Below are 20,461 nucleotides of genomic sequence, written 5' to 3' on the forward strand. Positions count from 1 at the left end.
AATCCCCTCCCGCTCGCGGGAGGGGCTAGGGGAGGGAGTTAGCCACCTGCGCCGCTGGTTTCGAACCTATGGTATGCCCCCGGACCAACGCGCTCGCAAGCGGCGGCATGCGCTGGGGGCATGCCGCACGCGCTATGCCGCCTCGTGGAACTGCAGGCTGGCGAGCCGCGCATAGAGGCCGCCCCGTCCGATCAGTGTGGCGTGCGTGCCCTCTTCCACGATCCTGCCAGCGTCCATCACCACGATCCGCTCCGCCGCCCGGACGGTGGCGAGCCGGTGCGCGATCACCAATGTGGTCCGGTTCTCCATCAACCGTTCGAGCGCCTGTTGCACCAGCCGCTCGCTTTCCGCATCGAGCGCACTCGTCGCCTCGTCGAGCAGCAGGATCGGCGCATCGCGGAGCAGCGCGCGCGCGATGGTGATACGCTGGCGCTGGCCGCCCGACAGGCGGGCGCCGCCTTCGCCGAGGAAGGTGTCGAGCCCCTCGGGCAGCGCGCGCAGGAAGTCCGCGGCGTTCGCCGCCTCCGCCGCCGCCCACAGCATGTCGTCGTCCGCCTGCCAGTCGCCATAGCGCAGGTTGTCGCGCGCGCTGGCGCCGAAGATGACCGTCTCCTGCGGGACCATGGCCATCTGCGCGCGGATGGCGGCCGGATCCGCGTCGGTCAGGTCGACCCCGTCGAGGAGGATGCGGCCGGCCGCGGGATCGTAGAAACGCTCGGCAAGCTGGAACAGCGTCGACTTGCCCGCGCCGGACGGACCGACGACGGCGACGGTCTCGCCAGGGCGGATCGCCAGGCTGAGCCCGTCGAGCGCGGCGACCTCGGGCCGTGTCGGGTAGCGGAAGTGAACGTCGTCGAAGGTCAGGGCGCCGCGGACCGGCACGGGCAGCGGCATCGGCGCCGCCGGCCGCGTGATCTCCGGCTGTTCCGCCAGCAGCTCCGCGATGCGGCTTGCGGCACCGGCGCCGCGCAGCAGGTCGCCATAGACCTCGGTCAGCGCCCCGAAGGCCCCCGCGACGATGCCGCCCGTCATCACGAAGGCGAACATGCCGCCCCCCGTCAGCCGTCCGGCGGCGACGTCGGCGACGCCTTCCCAGACGACGAGGGTGATCGATCCGAAGATCAGGCCGATCATGATCGCGGTCATGATGGCGCGGAGCAGGACGCGCTGCTTCGCCGCGGCGAAGGTCGCGTCGACCGCGCCGTGGAAGCGGTTGGCCTCGCGCTCTTCCTGGTTGAAGGCCTGGACGATCTTCATCGCGCCCAGCGTCTCGGTCACCATCGCGCCAACGTCGGCGATGCGATCCTGCGAGTTGCGCGAATGCGCGCGGATGCGGCGGCCGAAGATCGTCACCGGCAGGATGACGAGCGGGATGCCCAGCAGCAGCATGCCGGCCAGCTTGGGCGACAGGACGAACAGATAGACCATGCCGCCGATGCCGGTTGCGGTGTTGCGCAGCGCGATCGAAACGGTGCCGCCGACCACCGTCTCGATCAGCGTCGTGTCGGAGGTGAGGCGGGAGGCGATTTCCGACGGGCGGTTCTCCTCGAAGAAGCGCGGCGTAAGCCCCAGCAGGTGGCGTTGCACCTGCAGGCGGATGTCGGCGACGACGCGCTCGCCGAGCCAGGACACGTGGTAGAAGCGGATCGCCGTCGCGATCGCCAGGACCGCGACGATCATCAGCAGATAGTGGAAGGACGACGTCACGGTGCCCGAAGCGCCCGGGCCGAAGCCGTTGTCGATCACCCGCTTGAAACCATAAGGGATCGCGATCGTCGCCAGCGACGTGGTCATCAATGCCAGCAGCGCGACGACGAGCTGGCGCGGGTAGCGCAGCACGCGCTCCCAGACGAGGCGGAGGTCGCCGAGGCGGCGGCCGGGGGGCGGGGAAGCGGCCATGATGCCGACGCGCCTAGCAGCGGGCGGCCGGGCGCTCAACGGCATGCGCGTTCGAGCGGAGTCGTCGAGCGCCCGGCGCCTGCGCAACAATTCGTCGCAATGCGCCGTTAAGGGCAAGTTGGTTACGGACACGACAACCCGATTGGGCTAAGAGGCGCCATGCTATACGATGCCTATGAATTGCAGCGCTCGATGCTTGCCGGCGCGAGCGCGATGGCGACCTTCAGCGCGGGCCTGCTGCAGAATCCCGCCAATCCCTGGTCGTATCTGGGCGGCGGTTCGATCGTCGCGAGCGCGCTCGAGGTCTTCGCCCATGCCGCCGCCCCGCGCGGCAAGCCGGCCTTCGGGCTGACGCACACCGTCATCGACGGGCGCGAGGTGCCCGTGCACGAGGAGATCGTGCTGCAGAAGCCGTTCGGCCAGCTCAAGCGGTTCCGGCGCGAGGGCGTGGAGGGCGGCCCGCGGCTGCTCATCGTCGCGCCGATGTCCGGGCATTTCGCCACCCTGCTGCGCGGCACGGTCGAACGGATGCTGCCGATCGCGGATGTTTACATAACCGACTGGCGCGACGCGAAGCTCGTGCCGGTGTGGGAAGGCTGCTTCGACCTCGACGATTACATCGACTATCTCGTCGCCTTTCTGGAGGCGATCGGCCCCGACGCGGGCGGGCGTGGGGCGAACATGCTGGCCGTGTGCCAGCCTTCGGTGCCCTGTTATGCCGCGACCGCGCTGATGTGTGCCGACGGCAATCCGTGTCGTCCGCGTACGCTGACAATGATGGGTGGGCCGATCGACACGCGCGAGGCGCCGACCGCGGTCAACACGCTTGCGACCGAGCGTCCGCATGCCTGGTTCGAGCAGAACGCGATCGCGACCGTGCCGATGACCTATCCCGGCGCGGGGCGGAAGGTCTATCCGGGCTTCCTTCAGCTTGCCGGCTTCATGTCGATGAACCTCGGCAACCACATGGTCAGCCATTGGGAGATGTTCAAACACCTCGTCCAGGGCGATGGCGAGGGAGCGGCGGCGACCAAGGCATTCTACGAGGAATATCGCTCGGTTTGCGATATGACCGCCGAATTCTACCTGCAGACCGTCGATCTCGTCTTTCAGACGCATGCCCTGCCGAAGGGCGAGATGATGCATCGTGGGCGCCGCGTTGATCCGGCGGCGATCAAGGACGTCGGCCTCCTCGCGATCGAGGGCGAGCGCGACGATATTTCGGGCCTGGGCCAGACCAAGGCGGCGCTGACGCTCGCCACCTCGCTGCCGGAAGCGGACAAGCGCTATCTGATGGTCGAAGGTGCCGGCCACTATGGCATCTTCAACGGATCCAAGTGGCGCAATCGCGTTGCCCCCGTGGTCGAGGACTGGATGGCCGCGCACGCCGGCTGATCGCCTCGCCAACGATCACAAAAAGGGGCGCAGGATCACAGGATCCCGCGCCCCTCTTCGTAAGGCGGCTGCGATCAGGCGACCGAGTCGACCACCGCGTGGCTGCTGGATTCATCGCCGCGGATGGTGCCGCCGAACAGCATCTTCACGCGACCCGACAGCGAGATGTCGGTTTCCCAAAGCTCGGCGCTGTCGATGTCGAAGCGCAGCAGCGTGAGGTTCGGGTCTTCCTTGCCGCCGGGGAACCATGCCTCCACCTGATTATTCCACAGGCGGTCGATCTGAGCGCGATCGTTATCCTGCGAGACGGTTCCGGCCAGGCAGGCGAAGAAATCATGGCCCTTCCCGACGAACTGCGCCATCGCGTCGCCGCCGCTGGCGATGCGATTGTCGCGGCCGCTGAAGAAGAACAACGTGTTGGGACGCTCGTCGTCCAGTTGCGCGGTCATCGGTTCGCTGTGCTCGCCATTGGTCAGGCCGATCATCACGAACGGACTGTCCTTGAGCTTGGACAGGAACTTGTCTGCAATTTCGCGCGGGTCGTCATGGTCGGCCATCGTCACTCTCCCGAAACGTGAGGTTCGCAGCGGAGAACGAGCACGGCGGGGCTTGGTTGCGCGATAGGGACGCGACGGCCATGCCGCCGCTTGACGCCTAACCTGTCGTTACCCCAAGCGCGAAACCGGGATGACGGTTTCCAACGTCGGCCGGAGTCAAACGGTATTCACCGGACCGGCGGCCTCGGCCGTCATCATCATGAACACGCGTGGAAGGCACGCGCAGGGGCGGTGTATGCGCTGCAGACAGCCCCCAAACGTTGGAGCCCCGGCCGTTGCAACGACCGGGGCTGGCAGGATGGCGGGATGACGTCGCCGGCTCCCGCTCAAGCCCTTTCGGCCTTAATGCTTCAGCCTCACAGCACCTCGAACAGCCCGGCCGCGCCCATGCCGCCGCCGACGCACATCGTCACCACGACATATTTGGCACCGCGGCGCTTGCCTTCGATCAGCGCGTGGCCGGTCATGCGCGCGCCGGACATGCCATAGGGATGGCCGATGGAGATCGCGCCGCCGTTGACGTTGAGCAACTCGTCGGGAATGCCCAGCTTGTCGCGACAGTAGAGCACCTGCACCGCGAACGCCTCGTTGAGTTCCCACAGGCCGATGTCGTCCATCGTCAGGCCGTTCTTCTCGAGCAGCTTCGGAATGGCGAAGACGGGGCCGATCCCCATCTCGTCCGGCTTGGTGCCCGCCACCGCCATGCCGACATAGCGGCCGAGCGGCGTGAGGCCCCGAGCCGCGGCGACGCTTTCCTCCATCAGCACGCTGGCGGACGCGCCGTCGGACAGCTGGCTGGCGTTGCCGGCGGTGATATGCCCCTCCGGACCGACGACCGGCTGCAAAGACTGCAGCCCTTCCAGCGTAGTTTCGGGACGGTTGCCCTCGTCCTTCGACAGCGTGACCTCGGTCTTGGTCACCTCCTTCGTCGCCTTATCGACCACGTCCATCACACTCGGAAGCGGCACGATCTCGTCGTCGAACTTGCCCGCCGCCTGCGCCGCGGCGGTGCGCTGCTGCGACTGGAGGCCATAAGCGTCCTGCGCCTCGCGGCCGATGCCGTAGCGCTTCGCCACCACTTCCGCGGTCTGCAGCATCGGCATGTAGATGTCGTCGTGCATCTGGATCAGCTGCTTATCGGGCTGCACGCGCATCTGCGGCGTCTGCACCAGGCTGATGCTCTCCACCCCGCCGCCGATGGCAACGTCCATGCCGTCCTGTACGATCTGCTTCGCCGCCGTGGCGATCGCCATCAGGCCGCTGGCGCACTGGCGGTCGAGCGACATGCCCGCGACGCTGGTCGGCAAGCCTGCCCGAAGTAACGCCTGGCGGGCGATGTTGCCGGCCTGATATCCCTGTTGGAGCGCGGCGCCGATGATCACGTCCTCCACCTCGCCGCCCTCGAGCCCGGCGCGCTTCACCGCATGCGCGATCGCATGGCCAGCGAGCGCCTGGGGCGTGGTGGCGTTGAATGCACCGCGATAGGCGCGGCCGATCGGGGTGCGGGCGGTGGAGACGATGACGGCGGAGCGCATGATCGAAATATCCCTAAATTCGCACGTCTCGGTGCGGTGAAAATGTCGACGAACGTTTAGACGAAGGCTTGGCTGATCCATTCCGCGATGAGCGCGGGCTTGTCCTGCCCCTCGATCTCGACGGTGAATTCGGATGTTTGCTGGAATTGACCGGGGCGCTTCTCGGCGAAGTCGAGTAGCTTGAAGCGACCGCGCACGCGGCTGCCGGCCCGCACGGGAGTCAGGAAGCGGACCTTGTTGCCGCCGTAGTTGACGCCCATCCGCATGCCCGCGAGCCGCGGTGCGTCCGGCGTCTTCGCCGCCAGCGCCGGCATCAGCGACAGCGTCAGGAAGCCATGTGCGATCGTGCCGCCGAACGGCGTCGCCGCGGCGGCAACGGGGTCGATATGGATGAACTGGTGGTCGCCCGTCGCCTCGGCGAACTGGTCGATCATCGCCTGCGTTACCTCGATCCAGTCCGAGACGCTTTCCGTCCCCACGCGGGCGCGCATGTCGTCGGGCGTCAGATCTGCCACGGTCCATCCCTTCCTACTGCTTCCGCCTCTCTAGTCGAGAGCGTCGGCTGACGGCAAGATCAAAGGACCGCATTTTGGAAAACCACGGCCAAGCCGAAGGGGCTGGCCGTTAAGCGGCACACCCGTTGTTCGAAACCGGCCACCGCCGGCCCCCTAGCGCGGTTGGGGATCGGCGGCGTAGGGCATGACGAGCCGGCCGTCGGGCGCGGCCGTGTAGGTGGTCTGCGTCGGATAGGCGATGCCGATACTGTCCGCAGCGAAGCGGCGGATCAGCGACACCATGATCCGGTCCCGCATCGGATGCGCGGTCGCCCAGTCGTTCCCCGGAACGTCGAACTGCAGCGCGAAATCGAGGCTGGATGCGCCGAAGGTCTCGAAGCCGGACCGCGCCACTTTGCCGCCCTCCGCTTCCACGATCTCGCGCAGCAGGGCGGGGATACGTGCGAGCGTGTCGGGCGGCGTTTCGTAGGTGACGCCGACGGTAAAGCTCAGCCGGATGTGATCGCGCACCGCCGTGTTCAGGATTTCCTTGTCGAGGAGCTGGCGGTTCGAAATGATGCGAAGTTCGCCGGTAAACGCGCGGATGCGCGTCGATTTGAGCCCGATCGACTCGATCGTGCCACTGCTGCTTCCGTAGCTGATCGTGTCGCCGCGGCGGAACGGGCGATCGAAGATGATCGCCAGCGCGGCGAACAGATCGGCGAAAATACCCTGCGCGGCCAGGCCGATGGCGATGCCGCCCACGCCCAGGCCGGCGACCAGTCCCGTGACGTTGACCCCGAGATTGTCGAGCACCACGACCAATGCGACGGCGAAGAGCGCGACGGACACGAGCAGGCGGATCAGCCCCAGCGCCGAGAGCAAAGCCTCGCCCGAGTAATTCTCCGCGCTGGTGCGATGTTCGATCCCGCCCAGGATGAGCTCGCGTGCCCAGATCGCCGCCTGGAAGACCCAGGCGACGGTCCACAGGAAGTTGATCGTCAGCGCCACCTGGTCGGGCGCCCCCGCATAACCGGCGACGAGTTTTGCCGCGAGCATGACGATGAAGACGTTGTTGGTGCGCGCGATCGTCCGTCCCAGCACCTTGCCCCATCCGCGCAGCGATGCGTCGTGGCGGCACAGGCGATCGCCGAGCCGGCGCAGGCCGTGGAGCGCGAGCACGATCACCGTGCCGGCGGCGAAGGCGACCAGGATCTGCAGCCAATGGTCGTGCAGCCAGCGCTGGCTTTCGCTGACCAGGCCGGTGACCTGCTGGGGGACCGAGCTGGTGTCGAGAATGGGCTGCTTGGCGGCTGAGCTCTTGGCCATGCGCTTCCTGTTGGTTGGGCATCCGTGCCGTGGCCGATGCGGGAATGGGACGCGTCGGTTTCCCGTCGCGGTGGACCGAGCCGACGCGCGCGCGCGCGGCGGCCCCGACGCGGGCGAGGACTAGGCCGCCTTCTTCATGTCTTGCGGCCGCAATGTCACCGGTGGTTCCGCGGCGGGCGTACCGGCCTCGAGGAAGGCGATGAGGCCACGTTCCTGGCGTGTCAGCCAGCGCCCGGCGCGCGGCATCCGCAGCGCACGACGAAACGCGCTCTGCCCCGTCTTCACCAGTGCGATCAGGGACGGGTGGACGTAACTTTTGCGCGCGATGGCGGGTGTGTTGCCGAGCCGCGCCACCACCGGTTCGAGCATCGCCTTCAGGCTGAGGTCGGCTTCGGCGCCGGCGAGCGCCTCGAACGCGCAGACGCTGGCGCCCCAGGTCCGGAAATGCTTGGCCGAGAAGGTGCCGCCCGTCGCCTCGCGGATATAGGCGTTGACGTCCGACGACGTGACCGGATGCGCGGCGCCGTCGGCATCCACCCAAGCGAAGAGGTGCTGGTCGTCGAGGTCCTGCATGCGGCGCACGGTCGCGGCCAGCCGCTTGTCGGTCACCTTGCAGTCGCGTTCCTTGCCCGACTTGCCCTTGTAGCGCAGCTTCAGCGTGTCGCCGCTCACCTTGCCGTGACGCTTGCGCAGCGTCGTCGCGCCGAAACTCTTGTTCGCCTGCGCATACGCCTCGTTGCCGACGCGGATGTTGCTGATGTCGAGCAGCCGGACGACCGCGGCCACCGCGCGCTCCTTCGTCAACCCGCGCGTCGCCAGGTCCGCCTCGACGCGGCGGCGCAGCTTCGGCAGCGCATGGCCGAATTCTGCGCAACGCTCGTATTTCGCCGCCTCCTGCGCCTCGCGAAAGTCGGTGTGATAGCGATATTGCTTCCGGCCTTTCTCGTCCCAGCCTACCGCCTGGATATGCCCGTTGGGCTTGGGACAGAACCAGGCGTTCGCATAAGCGGGCGGCAGGCCAATGCGATTGAGCCGGTCGATCTCGTCGCGATCGGTGATCCGGCTGCCGTCGGTGCCGAAATAGGCCCAGCCGTTTCGCACCTTCTTCCGCGTGATGCCGGGTTTGGAATCATCGCAATAGACGATGCGGGCAGGCACCTCAGTCTCCCAATTTAAACAATGGGTTGTGGACCGTGGAAAATGCGCGGTCCGTCGCTTCGTTCCGGAACGGCCGGCTCGGGCAGGTGTTGGGCAACCCGCGATCCCCCTCGCATCCCCATTGGAGTGTTCCCGACATGGCCGATCTCAGCCAAGCCCGCGTTCTCATGCTCGCCACCGACGGTTTCGAGCAGGATGAATTGTTCAAGCCCCGCCAGGCGCTTCTCGATGCCGGTGTCCAGCTGACGCTGGCGTCGATCAAGACCGATGCGATCCAGGGTGTCATCCACGACAGCGAGAAGGGCGACAGCATCACCCCCGACATCACGCTCGATCAGGTCGACACGGACGATTACGATGCGCTCGTGCTGCCGGGTGGCGTCGGCAACCCGGACAAGATGCGCCTGCAAGACCGCGCGGTCGAAATCGTCACGGAGTTCATGGAGGACGACAAGATCGTCGCCGCGATCTGCCACGCGCCGTGGCTGTTGGTCGAGGCGGACGTCGTCGACGGCCGTCGCGTGACGAGCTGGCCCTCGGTGCGCACCGACCTCGAAAATGCCGGCGCGGAGATCGCCGACGAGCAGGTGGTCGTGGACGGCAATCTGATCACCAGCCGTAAGCCGGACGATATTCCGGCGTTCAACGACGCGATCATCCAGGCCCTGACGCAGGAACTGGCGGACGCCTGACACGGCTTCGCAGCGTCCCTTCCCGTCAGGGGAGGGACGCTGCGTTGACCCATCGCTGCGCCGGCCGCTCCCACAGGTGATAGAGCGCGACGGAAGCGGCGAACACGATCCCGAGATAGGCGGCGATCGCGGCCGGCGGCACCGGGCCGGGCTGGTGGACGAAGGCGAGCTTGAACGCCTTCCACAGCAGAAAATGCGACAGATAGGTCGCATAGCTGATGTCGCCGAGATAGTGGATCGCCCGCGTTTCGAGCGGGTTCCCGGCACGCCCGGCGGTCAGCGCCAGCGTAAGCAACAGCGCGGCGAACGCTGCCGGTACGACCGCGGTCTCCGGCGCGCCGGCCACCCAGGCGGCGCAGCACAGCAGCAGGATCGTTGCAGGCCACAGGAACGAGTGGCGTCGCAGGAACAGCGCCGCCACCACGGTGCCGCAGCCGAATTCGGAAAGGCAGCGCGTTAGCCCGTAATGGGGAATGTCGCTACCGAGCGACGGCTGATCGCGCATGACGACATACAGCACCGCGAGCAGGGCTACCGCGACCGCGACGAGTAGGACGGTCGGCAGCCGTCGCCAGTCCGCCGCGCAGGTGAGCAGGGGAAAGAGGATATAGGCGGCGGCCTCGCAGCTGATCGACCATGCCGGATCGTTCCAGCGCAGCGCGTCGGTGATGCCCCAGTTCTGCACCAGCAGCAGGTGCAGCGGCAGCTCCGCCAAGGGGAAGGCGGGATCGTGCCGTCCGGTCGTGGCCAACGCCAGCGCGATGGCGGCCGCAAAGCCCAGCATCAGCGCGTGCAGCGGCCAGATGCGCGCGACCCGCTTGCGCCAGAAGAGGGGGGCCGCGCCCATGCTGCCGTCATGCAGGCGTGCGCCCCAGGTCAGCCAGATGACGAAGCCCGAGAGCAGGAAGAAGAAGTCCACCGCCAGATAGCCTTTGGCGAGAAGCCCTTCCGCGGCGGGTGGTAGGCCAGCGATCGAAGCGCGGATATGGTAGAGGACGACGGCCCAGGCGGCGAGCCCGCGCGCGCCGGTGAGCGCACGAAGCTCCGTCATGCCGGTAGCGCCGGGGCGGGGGGGCGACGCCGGGCGAAACCGCCCGTGTCCGCCGCCTCCTTGCGGCGGCGCGCCAGATAGGTGTCGAGGCCGATCTGCGCCCCGATCAGCATATAAATGAACGGCTGGAAGGCGATGGCGATGAAGGCGGCGCCGAGCAGGTAGACGCAATGGGCGGTCTGCAAGGCGGCGGCGAGCGGACCCGCCCAGGCGAACTCGCCATCGCGCTCGCGGTAGCGACGGCGGAGCACCTCCATGCGGAACAGCCCGATCAGGCTGATCGACACCCAGATGGCGAGTCCCGGATAGCCCTGTTCGCCCAGCATCTCGAAATAGGCGCTGTGATAGCCGCGTGCCTTGTCGGTCACGGCGGTGTCGGTGACGGCGCCCGCCGGACCCGCGGCAGGATCGGCCTTCCTGATCTCGTAGCGGATGTGGTTGCCGCGGTAGGCGTCGAACCCGCCGCCGAACGGATGCGACTTGGCATAGTCGATCGTCCAGGCCCAGACCGCGACGCGGGTGGAGGCGGATTCATCCGCCTGGTGGTTCTCTATCGTGCTCATCCGTTGCGTGAAGGAGGCGGGCAGGAAGGGGACGGCCAGCGCCGCGGACGCGCCGATCAGGCCGAGATAGAGGAATTTGCGCCGCGCATTGCGGATCGACAGCAGCGCGACGAGCACGATGCAGAGCAGGCCCGTCCGCGTCGAGGTGCCGACCGGAATCAGCAGGCAGGCGAAGATCAGCGCCAGGCAGAAGCCCTTCACCCGCCAATCGGGTGCGAAGATCGTGCCGTGCCGCATGAACCAGGCGATCAGCGGCACGATGGCGATCGCGACGGTCGAGATGGTCGACCCTTCGTACAGGCCCGAATTGTTGTTCACCATCAGGTCCAGCTGGCCGTAGCCGCCGCCGCCGGCCAGCGTCTTGATGCCACCGACGATGATGATCGACGCCGCCGACACGATCATGAACAGCAGCAAGGCCTCGATCCGCAGCCGCGTCCGCAGCGTCAGCGGCAGGAAGGCGGCGAAGGCCAGGCATTTCCACACCCAGTCCCATTTGTCTTTCGCGTCGAGCGGAAAGTCCGCACCCAGCGTCGTCGCCCAGCAATAGAGCATCAGCAGCACGATCAGGCCCTGGCGCGGCGCGAAGCGGCTGTCCGCCTTGTTGTCCGCAAGCAGCCAGCCGCCGACCGCGAGCGCGACGGCGATCAACGAGATCGGTACGCTGTTGAGCAGGAAATAGGTCAGTCGCTGGGGCGAGACGATGTCGATGTAGACATAGGCGAGCACGAGCAGGAACGGCCGGCGGAAGCCCATGCCGAAGATCGCGGCGAGGAAGGCGATGAAGACGAGGTCGCGCATGCGGGGCGGCCGCCGTCAGTCCCTTGCCCGCCAATGGCGGGGCGGGGGGGCTTCCGAATCGAGATCGGGGCGTCGCAGCAGCCGCCATGCGGCGAGCAGCAGCAGCGCATGCGTCAGGCCGAGCGCGAAATTGTCGATCATGCGGCCGCGCCTTCCCTGCGTTCGGCATCGCCGGCGCCATTTGGCGTCTCGATCCCCTGCGAGGCGGACGCCTTACAAGGGCGTCGGTTGACGCGGCGTTAAGCGCCTTGGGTGCATGGCCGGCGCGATGCGCATCCTCCATATTCTCGACCACGGGCTGCCCCTGCAGAGCGGCTACACCTTTCGCACGCGAGCGATCCTGAAGGCGCAGGAAGCGCGGGGCTGGCAGGTCGCGGCCGTGACCGGCCCGCGTCAGAAGGCGTATGACGACGCCGTGGAAGCGGTGGACGGGCTTACCTTTCACCGGACGCCGCTGGTCGGCGGTGGCGGCCCGATCGCCGAGGCGCGCGGCATCGTCGCCTTCGCGCGCCGGATCGACGCGGCGGTCGACGCCTTCCGCCCCGACATCCTCCACGCGCATTCTCCCGCACTGGACGCGGTCGCCGCCTGGCTGGTCGCGCGCCGCCGCGGCTTGCCGCTGGTCTACGAGATCCGCGCCTTCTGGGAGGATGCGGCGGTGGGCAACGGCACGGGCCGCGAGGGCTCGGCACGCTATCGCGCGACCCGCGCGCTCGAAGACTGGGCGGTGGCACGGGCGGACGCGGTGACGGTGATCTGCGAGGGGCTTCGCGGCGACCTGATCGCGCGCGGCGTGGCGTCGGACAAGATCGCGGTGTCGCCCAATGGCGTCGACCTGTCGCTGTTCGGCGCGCCGGTGCCGCGCGATCCCACCCTCGCGGCCTCGCTGCAGCTGGAGGATGCGGAGACGATCGGGTTTATCGGCAGCTTCTACGACTATGAGGGACTGGACGATCTCATCGCCGCGATGCCGGCGCTGGTCGCGCGGCGGCCGAAGGCGCGGCTGCTGCTCGTCGGCGGCGGCCCGATGGAGGATGCGCTGCGGGCGCAGGCGGCGACATCGCCCGCGGCAGACGCCATCCGATTCGTCGGGCGCGTTCCCCATCACGAGGTGGAGCGTTACTATGCGCTGGTCGACGTCCTCGCCTATCCCCGCAAGAAGATGCGCCTGACCGATCTCGTCACCCCGCTGAAACCGCTCGAAGCGATGGCGCAGGGGCGCCTGGTCGCGGCGTCCGACGTAGGCGGCCACCGCGAGCTGATTCGCGACGGCGAGACGGGGACGCTGTTCGCGCCGGACGATCCGGGCGCCATCGCGCAGGCGCTCGCCGCCCTGCTCGACGATCGGTCCGGCTGGCAAGCGCGGCGCGAGCGGGCGCGCACCTTCGTCGAACAGGAACGTAACTGGTCGTCAAATATTTGCCGTTACGAACCGATTTACCAACGGCTTAGCGCGTAACCACGGGATCGATCATGGCAGCCTTGCCCCGCACCACCCTGACCTTCGCCGCCATCGCGCCCTGGATCGCGCCGATCGGCGGCGCGATCGCGGGCGCGGCGGCCGCCGGCACGTTCCTGCTCGTGCCCACGGCGATGCTGGAGGACTGGGTATGGCGCAGCGGCATCGCCGCGCTGCTCCCCGTCGCGCAGCCGCCACTGGGTGCGACGGCGCGCATCGTTCTCGCGCTTGCGGGGGGAGGCGTCGCCGCCGCCGTGCTGTGGTCGGCGCTGTTCCTGCTCTTCGGGCCGGAAGGCCTGCTCGCGCCGAAGCCGCGCGCGCCCGCGGAGGCTGGCGCGCCGACGCTGCGCCGCGCGGACGCCCATCCCGATGCCCCGGCACGCCGGCCGCTGTCGGCCAGCGACCTGGGCGCACCCATGCCCCCGCCGACCCAGCCGCGCGATCCCGTGGCACCGCCGCCACCGCCGGTCGAATGCGACCTTCCCGCCGACCTCGACCAGCCGCTTGCCGCCTTCCACCCCGGCGCGGTGCCGGCCGTGCCGCGCGAGCCGCTGCGCGCCGTCGCGCCGCTGTGCCCGCCGACCGTGCTGTCCCGCACCCCCGTCGCCCTGGCGCAGGGGGAGCGAATCGCGACCGTCGAATTGCCGCGCAACGCCGATGCGGCATCGGAAAGCCCCTCGATCGAATCGCTGCTCAAGCGTCTGGAACAGGGCGCCCGCCGCCGCCCCGCGCGCGCCTGACAATAAAGCGTGCCCGACAAAAAAGCCGGCCCCGCATTGAGGCGGGACCGGCAGTAGCCGAGGGCAGCGAGGGTTCAGCGCGGCCGTCCGGAAGGCGATGACCTTAGAAGTCGAAGCTCAGCTGCAGGCGTCCGCTTCGCGGCGCCTGATAGCCCGTCACGGTGTGGTAGAAGGGCGATGCGGCGCCAGGGCGTGTCGTCCCGACCTCGTTGTAATTGATTTTGCCGGCATAATTCAGGATGTTGAAGACCGATGCGCGCAACGTGAGCGCGGCCTTTCCGATCTCGAAGCGATAGCTGACGTCGAGATCGTTCGTGAACGTCCAATCACTTTGGAAGACCGAACCGCGCTGAACAAGCTTCGCCGGATACGTCACGCTGGGATCCGTGTTGATCGAGCCGTCCGGCTTGACCTGGCAGTATAAGCCTGCCGCGCCGTATACGAAGGAATACGGGTCGACGGACTTTGGAACCGTTCCGATGCAGCCGAACCGGCGTGGCGAATACGCCTGCAGGTTGAGGCCGACGTTGAGCCGGTCGAAGAAGAGATAGCTGCCCGACAGCTTGAAAACGTGGCGCTTGTCGTTCGGGGAATAGCCGAACGTGCCATAGGTGAGGCCCGGCTGGTCGAAATCGGTGGTGAGGCCCGTGTCGGTCTGCCCGTTGTCGGTCTTCACGCCTCCTTCGTAATTCCCGATCGTCTTCGAATAGGTGTAGGACGCATCAAGGCTCCAGATGCCGTCGAAATGCCGATGCGCTTCGAACGTCATCGCCTTGTACGTGCGGACGGCGCGGGGATACCCCAAATCGGCGGCGCTGAACGTGAGAGTCTTGGCGCTGTTTTGTCCAGGCAGAGGGCTGTTCAGGGTGATCGTCGCCCCGAGGCCCGGGTTGATCAACACATATTGATTGAAGCCATCCCAGATGTCGCCGCAGCCCGTGATCTTGTTGGCAGCGCAGTATTTGTTGACCGCCGCGTCGATCGCGGCATCTTCGAGCACCTGGTTTAGTTTCGTATAGGTGAAGAAGGCGCCAATCCGCCACTGCGACCCCAACCGCTTTTCGTAGCCGACAATATATTCGTCGACGGACTGAGGCTTGAGCGTGCGGGAGACCGCCGCCTCGACCGGCACCGGACTTCCGTCGCCGGTGACATCGCAATTCTTTATCCCAGTGTCCGGACAGGTTGCGGCGCCAGCATAAAGGACCGGCGCTCCGAGGATAGGGACTTTGTTGTTCGCGAGACCGTTGAACAAATAGGTGGCTGTCCAATAGGATTCGCCGCCGGTCAACCGGATATTCGTGTTGGCTGCCACGGGAATATAGAGACGGCTGAAGCTACCATAGATCTTGTCGGTCTGATTGCCCAACGGATCGATCGTGAACCCTATCCGCGGCCCCCATTGATCGCCGGATTTGTAGAAGACTTTTTCCTGACTGTTTTTGTTTGTGAATCGATCGTTGCGAATGCCAAGATTGAAGTTCAGGCGATTCGCGAATAGTGACCAACTGTCCTGGATATAGAAGGCGTCGTTCCGCGAGGTAAACAGTCCGCCGTTGGCATAATAAGTGCGGGTCACGTAATTTGTGCCGACAGGTATGCCCGTTGGATCATTGGCCTGTGCGGTAAATATGGAGTAGGTCAGGCCGCCCCCTCCTCCGACGGACAGGGCCGTCGCGGACAAATCTTCGCGGTCGAACCCGAATTTGACGTGGTGGGCGCCCAATATATTGAAGTACAGGTCGGTGTCGGCTCTGTAAAACTTTCGTATATCCTCATTATTCGTGACGCCGCCACCCGGTATGAGCAAAGTCACCGGCGTGGAACCGCGTGCATCCGAGACGCTCGGCGAATTCGTATTGCTGGCGTTGAAATTCTGTCCGAAACTTATATTTTGGTTGCGGCCATAGGCAGCTGAGATGGTTAGCCATTTTGCGAAGCGGCCGGTGTATCGACCGACATAATTTTCGCCGCCGAACCGCGAATAGACCCGCGACGAATAGGGGCCATCCGTATTCGTGAGGTAATTGTAGCGATTGGCGACGGTCGATGTGTCGCCAAACGTGTCGGTCGTCGAATTGCCTGAAGTGTTGAAGTACGTAAATTCAAGCCGCTGCCCATCAGTGATGACGGCGTCGATCTTGCCAGCGTAGAAGGGCGATTGGGTGTGCGCGTAACTGCGAGACGTTCCGAGGAAGCTGTTCGCGGGAGCCCCCGTGGCCGCATTGGCAGTGTAAAAATACTGCCGGCCTGCCGATACGGTCGAGGAGTCGTTCGTCTGGTAAAGGCCGTAGAAGAAAAGGTGGTCTTTCCAGATGGGGCCGGAAAGCTGGAAGATCGTCGACCTTGCGGAAATGCGCCCGCCGTCATTGTCGCTACTCAGCGTGTCGGGAGCGAGCGACCGTAATGCGTTGGGATTCCAGGTGAAAAGCAGTCCACCATGGAAGTCGTTCGATCCCGATTTGGTGGTCGCGCTCGTAAAGCCGCCAGTCGAACGCCCGTATTCCGCGGCGTAGCCGCCAGTCTTCACATCCAATGTCTGGTAGAATTCGAACGGTATGGCGACAGGAGACAGACTTCTGCGGAAGTCGGTGATGTTGAGGCCGTTGACGAAATAAGCGTTTTCCGACACGGCGCCGCCGTTGACGGAGGGCAGTCCGTTGAAGGCGCCGGAGCCGCCAGCCGTGCCTGGCGCCTGCAGGATCAGCGCGGTGAGGTTTCGCGCGATCGGAACGCGCGTGGCGACGTCCGCGACGTTGATGACGGATCCCGTCGTGGTCAGGTCGAAATCGACTGATGCGACGCGTCGACCCGTGACAGTGATTTCACCCGTGCTGCGGACCAGTCGAAATTGATTCGCCGCGTTGCCGGCCACGAGCGTGATGCCGGATTCTGTATAGGTATCGAAATCCGGTGCTTCGACAGTGAATTGATAGGTTCCGTTTCGAAGCTCCGGGATCGTATACGCGCCGCTGGTGGACGTCTTGGCGGTCTGGGTGAAACCCTGATCGAGCGAAAGGACCGTCACGGTTGCGCCGGCGATCGGCTTCCCCTCCGCATCCACGACGGTTCCCGAGGCGGCGAAACTTGAAAAGCCCTGTGCTTGGACGACGGGCGATTCGATAAACGTGCCTGCAATGGTCATCAGGCCGCAAAGTGTCGATGCAAGAAGCCTCTTGCGGAGGCTCCGCTCACGGTAGTTCAGCATTTTTCTGTTCCCCTCTGGGCGCTCCCCAGCGCCCCCGATCCGGCGTGAGCCGATAAGAGGGAGAGTATTAGCAGGCCAAATGGCGGGGCAAGTCCAAAACGGACTTGAGCGAATAAAGGTCAAATTCGGACAAAAGGTGTTGCAATTCGGCAACAATGAGGGGTGGCCGGCGTTCTTGCAAGGAGTTGAAAGACGAGTATCGCATTAGGGCTTGTCGGTTCAGGCCGCTGTGATAGCTCTTCAAAAAATCGGTATGTAGGAGAGCGCGATGGCCGATCTTCCGGCGATGGGGCATGCCTCGGCAAGCGAGCGGGGCGCTTCGCGCTACGCCTGGTATGTGCTGGCCATCCTGTTCCTCGTGTATGTGCTCAATTTCATCGATCGGCAGGTGATTTCCATTCTCGCGGAGGACATTAAGCGAGACCTCGGCCTGCACGACGAGGACCTGGGCTTCCTGTACGGGACGGCCTTCGGCGTATTCTACTCGCTGTTCGGGATCCCGCTGGGCCGCCTGGCCGACAGCTGGCATCGCGTGCGGCTGATGACGATCGGACTGGCGCTCTGGTCGACGATGACCGCGCTGTCCGGGTTTTCGCGCAGCGGCGGCCAGCTGGCGGCGGCGCGCATCGGCGTCGGGGTCGGGGAGGCCACGGCGAGCCCCGGGGCCTATTCGCTGATCTCCGACTATTTCCCGCGGCGACTGCGCGCGACGGCGCTCGCCATCTATTCGGCCGGCCTCTACGTCGGCGGCGGCTGTTCGCTATTCATCGGCGGGCTGATCGTGCAGGGCTGGAACCGCGCCTATCCCGCGGGCGGCCCGATGGGTCTGGTGGGCTGGCAGGCGGCGTTCCTCGCGGTGGGTCTGCCCGGGCTGCTCGTCGCCGCATGGATCGCGACGTTGCGCGAACCGATCCGCGGCGCGGTCGAGGGCCTGCCCGAGCCCGCGCGTCATCCGGCGCCGTTCCGGGCCTTCCTCGACGAGCTGCTGACGATCATTCCGCCGCTGACGCTGATCGGGGCCGCGCGCGGGGGCGCGCGGGCGCTGGCGGTGAACCTGCTGGCGCTCGGCCTCGTCGCCGTCGCCGTCGTGCTGCTGCGCGCGGCGGGCGAGCCGCTGCCGCAATGGCTGGCGATCGGCACCGGCGTCTATGCGGTCTTCTCCTGGGCGAGCGCGCTCAAGCGCCGCGACCCGGCGACCTTCGCGCTGATCGTCGGCACACCGGCCTTTCTGTGCACGGTGGTCGCCTATGGCCTCAATGCCTTCCTGAGCTATGCGGCCAGTTTCTGGGCGGCGCCCTATGCCATGCGCACGCTGGGCGCGACGCCGGCGGAGGCGGGATTCCTAATCGGCGGCAGCGGCGCGCTTGCCGGGTTCGTCGGCGTATCGCTGGGCGGGGTCATGGCGGATCGGCTGCGACGGACCAACCCCGCGGGGCGGCTCGCCGTCGTGCTGTTCGGGGCGACCGTGCCCATCCCGTTCCTGGTCGGCGCCTTCACCGCCTCGGCGGCATGGGTCTTCTATCCGTGCCTGTTCCTCTCGGGCCTGTGCGCGAGCGGCGCGCTCGGCGCCGCGGCGGCGACCACGCAGGATCTCGTCCTGCCGCGCATGCGCGGCACGGCGACGGCGACCTTCTTCATCGGCACGACGCTGATGGGCCTCGCGATGGGGCCCTATCTGGCGGGGCGCGTGTCGACGCTGACCGGAAGCCTGTCGACGGGGATGATGGCGCTGCTGCTCGCCACGCCGATCACGATCGGCTGTGCGATCGCCGCCTATCGCCTAGTCCCCGCCGCGGAGGCAAGCCGCGAGGCCCGCGCCCGGGCGGCGGGGGAGGAGATCTGATCAGGCGGCGGCGAAGACGCCGCTAGTGATCATGCGGCGGCGAAGACGCCGCAGGCGATCCGGCCGCCGCTGTTGCCCGACGGATCGGTCGTCAGGTCGTCCGGCCCCGCATGCACGACGATGGCGGCGCCGTCGGCGTCCAGCAGGCCGGCCATGGTCTGGCCGGGTACCGTCACCCCCAATGTGCCGCGACCGTCGTTGCCGACGACGAGATTGGGCAGGTCGCCTTCATGCGGCCCCTGGGGGTTCATCGTCCCGTGCTTGGCCATCGTCGGGTTCCAGTGGCCACCCGCGGTGGTGAAGTCGGGCGCGTCGCAGCGGCCGACGGTATGCACGTGCGCACCATGGGTCCCGGCAGGCAGCCCCTTGACGTCGAGCGTGTAGCGGATGCCGCCCGCGACCTCCGTCGCGGTCGCGCGCCCCGCGTCGACGCCCGCCGCGGTGCGCAGCATGGCCACCGCCCGTGCACCGCCGGCGACGGCATCGCCCGTGCGCACCTTGGGTTCCTGATTGCAGGCGGAGAGGGCGAGGGCGGACAGGCCGGCAAGGATGAGCGCGCGCATGGAAGTCTCCCGGGACGAAGCCGTCCTTACGAACCCGTCATGACCTTCAGGGTTCCGCGTGGCAAGCGCGTAGCGAGTCACGCTCACCCCGTGGCGAGCGGCCAGCGCAGCACCGGGGCATAGCTGGCGCCGCTCCCGCCCAGCCGGCTTTCGTACAGGATGATATGACCGGGCTCGAACGCGGGAGACGTCAGTCCGGCGTGCACCGCCAGCCACCCTTCGATCTCCGGCGCATGGCCCGCACTGCGCGAGAAGCGCGCGAGCGTGACATGCGGCAGGAAGGCGCGCGACTCCGCCGGGAGACCGGCACGGACGCATGCCTGCTCGACCTTACGCCGGAGGTGGCGCAGCGCGTCGGACGGCGCCACACCGGCCCAAAGCGCCTCGGTCCGGCCGCGATGCGCGAACCGTCCCACCCCGGCGAGCGTCAGCCGCGGCGCGGGTGCGTGCACCGCGCCGAGCGCGGCGGCGACGTCCTCCGCCACCGGACGATCGACATCGCCGACGAAGCGGAGCGTGAGGTGGAGCTGCTCGTCGTCCTGCCAACGCGCGCCGGGGACCCCGCCGCCGCGTTCGAGCAACGCCGCGCGGATGGCAGGTGGTGGGCGCAGGGCGACGAACAGGCGAGGCATCGGGCGCTCCTATGATCCGCGACGGCATAGCCGGTCCGGCAACCGACGATAAGGGAGGATTGGCGGGCGGCAGGGGACCTTTGGCACGGTCGCGTGTTGAGGGTGCTTGCCCCCGCCCGACGAGGAGTGTGTGGAATGCGTTTGGGTTCGATCGCACCGACCGTGCTTGCCCTGTCCCTCGCGAGCGGCGCGGCGGCCGCCAGTATCCCCCTGAGGCCCGGCGACTATGGTGCGATCGGCCTGGCGTGCGACAACCAGCCCAATGCCACGACGATGAGCTTCGATGGTCGCAGCTTTTCCTATGCCCATGCCAGCAAATGCACCGACACCGTCACCAGGCGGTCGGCGGGGACGCTGACGATCCCGGAAACCTGCCGCGCAGCGGGCGATGGCAGCCCGGCGAAAGCCAACACCGCGACGTTCGGACTGCGCCGTCAAAGCGCGACGCGCTTCGTCCTGATCAAAGGCGAAAGCGCCACGTCGTTCCGCCGATGCGGTCCGCCCGGCTATTTCAACAGACATTGAGGCGATACGCGAAGCGG

At 66.8% G+C, this 20,461-nt stretch carries 18 protein-coding genes; 6 read left to right on the top strand and 12 right to left on the bottom strand.

Features of this window, described 5'->3' with window-relative positions; all coding sequences use genetic code 11:
- Positions 1-132: 132 nt before the first annotated feature.
- Positions 133-1,899: an ABC transporter transmembrane domain-containing protein gene (locus tag RF701_RS14930; protein ID WP_308815427.1), complete on the bottom strand. Its 1,767-nt coding sequence runs from the start codon at positions 1,897-1,899 to the stop codon at positions 133-135.
- Positions 1,900-2,058: 159 nt separating this feature from the next.
- Between RF701_RS14930 and RF701_RS14935 the strand changes: the two genes are divergently transcribed.
- Positions 2,059-3,294 (top strand): polyhydroxyalkanoate depolymerase, encoded by a 1,236-nt coding sequence (locus RF701_RS14935; protein WP_308815428.1) that lies wholly within the window; start codon positions 2,059-2,061, stop codon positions 3,292-3,294.
- Positions 3,295-3,368: 74 nt separating this feature from the next.
- Here RF701_RS14935 and RF701_RS14940 read toward each other — a convergent pair whose 3' ends face one another.
- The 5 genes from RF701_RS14940 to RF701_RS14960 all read right to left on the bottom strand — a co-directional run bounded on the left by RF701_RS14940 (position 3,369) and on the right by RF701_RS14960 (position 8,367).
- Entirely contained in the window at positions 3,369-3,851 is a 483-nt protein-coding gene (locus RF701_RS14940) for a pyridoxamine 5'-phosphate oxidase family protein (RefSeq protein WP_210356863.1), read from the bottom strand.
- 356 nt (positions 3,852-4,207) lie between these two features.
- Positions 4,208-5,386 (bottom strand): acetyl-CoA C-acyltransferase, encoded by a 1,179-nt coding sequence (locus RF701_RS14945; RefSeq protein WP_210356862.1) that lies wholly within the window; start codon positions 5,384-5,386, stop codon positions 4,208-4,210.
- Between the two features lie 56 nt (positions 5,387-5,442).
- Positions 5,443-5,877 carry a MaoC family dehydratase gene (locus tag RF701_RS14950; RefSeq protein ID WP_210357792.1) on the bottom strand — a complete coding sequence of 145 codons (435 nt, stop codon included), beginning with the start codon at positions 5,875-5,877 and terminating at the stop codon, positions 5,443-5,445.
- 177 nt (positions 5,878-6,054) lie between these two features.
- Positions 6,055-7,209, bottom strand: a complete 1,155-nt coding sequence (locus RF701_RS14955; RefSeq protein ID WP_308815429.1) for a mechanosensitive ion channel family protein — start codon at positions 7,207-7,209, stop codon at positions 6,055-6,057.
- 120 nt (positions 7,210-7,329) lie between these two features.
- Complete coding sequence (locus RF701_RS14960) at positions 7,330-8,367, bottom strand: DNA topoisomerase IB (RefSeq protein ID WP_308815430.1); 1,038 nt, start codon at positions 8,365-8,367, stop codon at positions 7,330-7,332.
- Between the two features lie 137 nt (positions 8,368-8,504).
- Here RF701_RS14960 and RF701_RS14965 point away from each other — a divergent pair, with 137 nt between their 5' ends.
- Entirely contained in the window at positions 8,505-9,059 is a 555-nt protein-coding gene (locus tag RF701_RS14965) for a type 1 glutamine amidotransferase domain-containing protein (protein ID WP_210356859.1), read from the top strand.
- 25 nt (positions 9,060-9,084) lie between these two features.
- Here the strand turns inward: RF701_RS14965 and RF701_RS14970 are convergent, their stop codons facing one another.
- From RF701_RS14970 to RF701_RS14980, 3 genes are read right to left on the bottom strand one after another with little or no spacing between them, the layout of a single operon-like run.
- A complete protein-coding gene (locus RF701_RS14970) occupies positions 9,085-10,110 on the bottom strand; it encodes an acyltransferase (protein WP_308815431.1) in 1,026 nt (341 codons plus the stop codon).
- Positions 10,107-11,474, bottom strand: a complete 1,368-nt coding sequence (locus RF701_RS14975) for a putative O-glycosylation ligase, exosortase A system-associated (RefSeq protein WP_210356857.1) — start codon at positions 11,472-11,474, stop codon at positions 10,107-10,109. The genes RF701_RS14970 and RF701_RS14975 overlap by 4 nt, the downstream gene beginning before the upstream one ends.
- Positions 11,475-11,489: 15 nt before the next feature.
- Entirely contained in the window at positions 11,490-11,615 is a 126-nt protein-coding gene (locus RF701_RS14980; RefSeq protein WP_275298220.1) for a hypothetical protein, read from the bottom strand.
- A 127-nt stretch (positions 11,616-11,742) separates the two neighbouring features.
- Here RF701_RS14980 and RF701_RS14985 point away from each other — a divergent pair, with 127 nt between their 5' ends.
- Positions 11,743-12,933 carry a TIGR04063 family PEP-CTERM/XrtA system glycosyltransferase gene (locus RF701_RS14985; protein WP_210356856.1) on the top strand — a complete coding sequence of 397 codons (1,191 nt, stop codon included), beginning with the start codon at positions 11,743-11,745 and terminating at the stop codon, positions 12,931-12,933.
- A gap of 14 nt (positions 12,934-12,947) precedes the next feature.
- Positions 12,948-13,673: a hypothetical protein gene (locus RF701_RS14990; RefSeq protein ID WP_287980432.1), complete on the top strand. Its 726-nt coding sequence runs from the start codon at positions 12,948-12,950 to the stop codon at positions 13,671-13,673.
- 103 nt (positions 13,674-13,776) lie between these two features.
- On the opposite strand, the gene RF701_RS14995 is transcribed toward RF701_RS14990, so the two are convergent.
- Positions 13,777-16,881, bottom strand: a complete 3,105-nt coding sequence (locus tag RF701_RS14995; RefSeq protein ID WP_308815432.1) for a TonB-dependent receptor — start codon at positions 16,879-16,881, stop codon at positions 13,777-13,779.
- Positions 16,882-17,149: 268 nt separating this feature from the next.
- Here RF701_RS14995 and RF701_RS15000 point away from each other — a divergent pair, with 268 nt between their 5' ends.
- Entirely contained in the window at positions 17,150-18,724 is a 1,575-nt protein-coding gene (locus RF701_RS15000; protein WP_308815433.1) for an MFS transporter, read from the top strand.
- Between the two features lie 29 nt (positions 18,725-18,753).
- Here the strand turns inward: RF701_RS15000 and RF701_RS15005 are convergent, their stop codons facing one another.
- Together RF701_RS15005 and thpR are read right to left on the bottom strand one after the other, a co-directional pair.
- Positions 18,754-19,287, bottom strand: coding sequence for a superoxide dismutase family protein (locus RF701_RS15005; RefSeq protein WP_210356853.1), 534 nt, complete (start codon positions 19,285-19,287; stop codon positions 18,754-18,756).
- An 83-nt stretch (positions 19,288-19,370) separates the two neighbouring features.
- Positions 19,371-19,919: an RNA 2',3'-cyclic phosphodiesterase gene (gene thpR / locus RF701_RS15010; RefSeq protein WP_308815434.1), complete on the bottom strand. Its 549-nt coding sequence runs from the start codon at positions 19,917-19,919 to the stop codon at positions 19,371-19,373.
- A gap of 135 nt (positions 19,920-20,054) precedes the next feature.
- On the opposite strand from thpR, the gene RF701_RS15015 reads away from it, so the two are divergent.
- The gene (locus RF701_RS15015) at positions 20,055-20,444 is read left to right on the top strand and encodes a hypothetical protein (protein WP_308815435.1); all 390 of its coding nucleotides are present in this window, start codon (positions 20,055-20,057) and stop codon (positions 20,442-20,444) included.
- Positions 20,445-20,461 lie beyond the last annotated feature (17 nt).

It is taken from the genome of Sphingomonas sp. GV3 (assembly GCF_031082075.1).
Classification (GTDB): Bacteria; Pseudomonadota; Alphaproteobacteria; order Sphingomonadales; family Sphingomonadaceae; genus Sphingomonas; species Sphingomonas beigongshangi.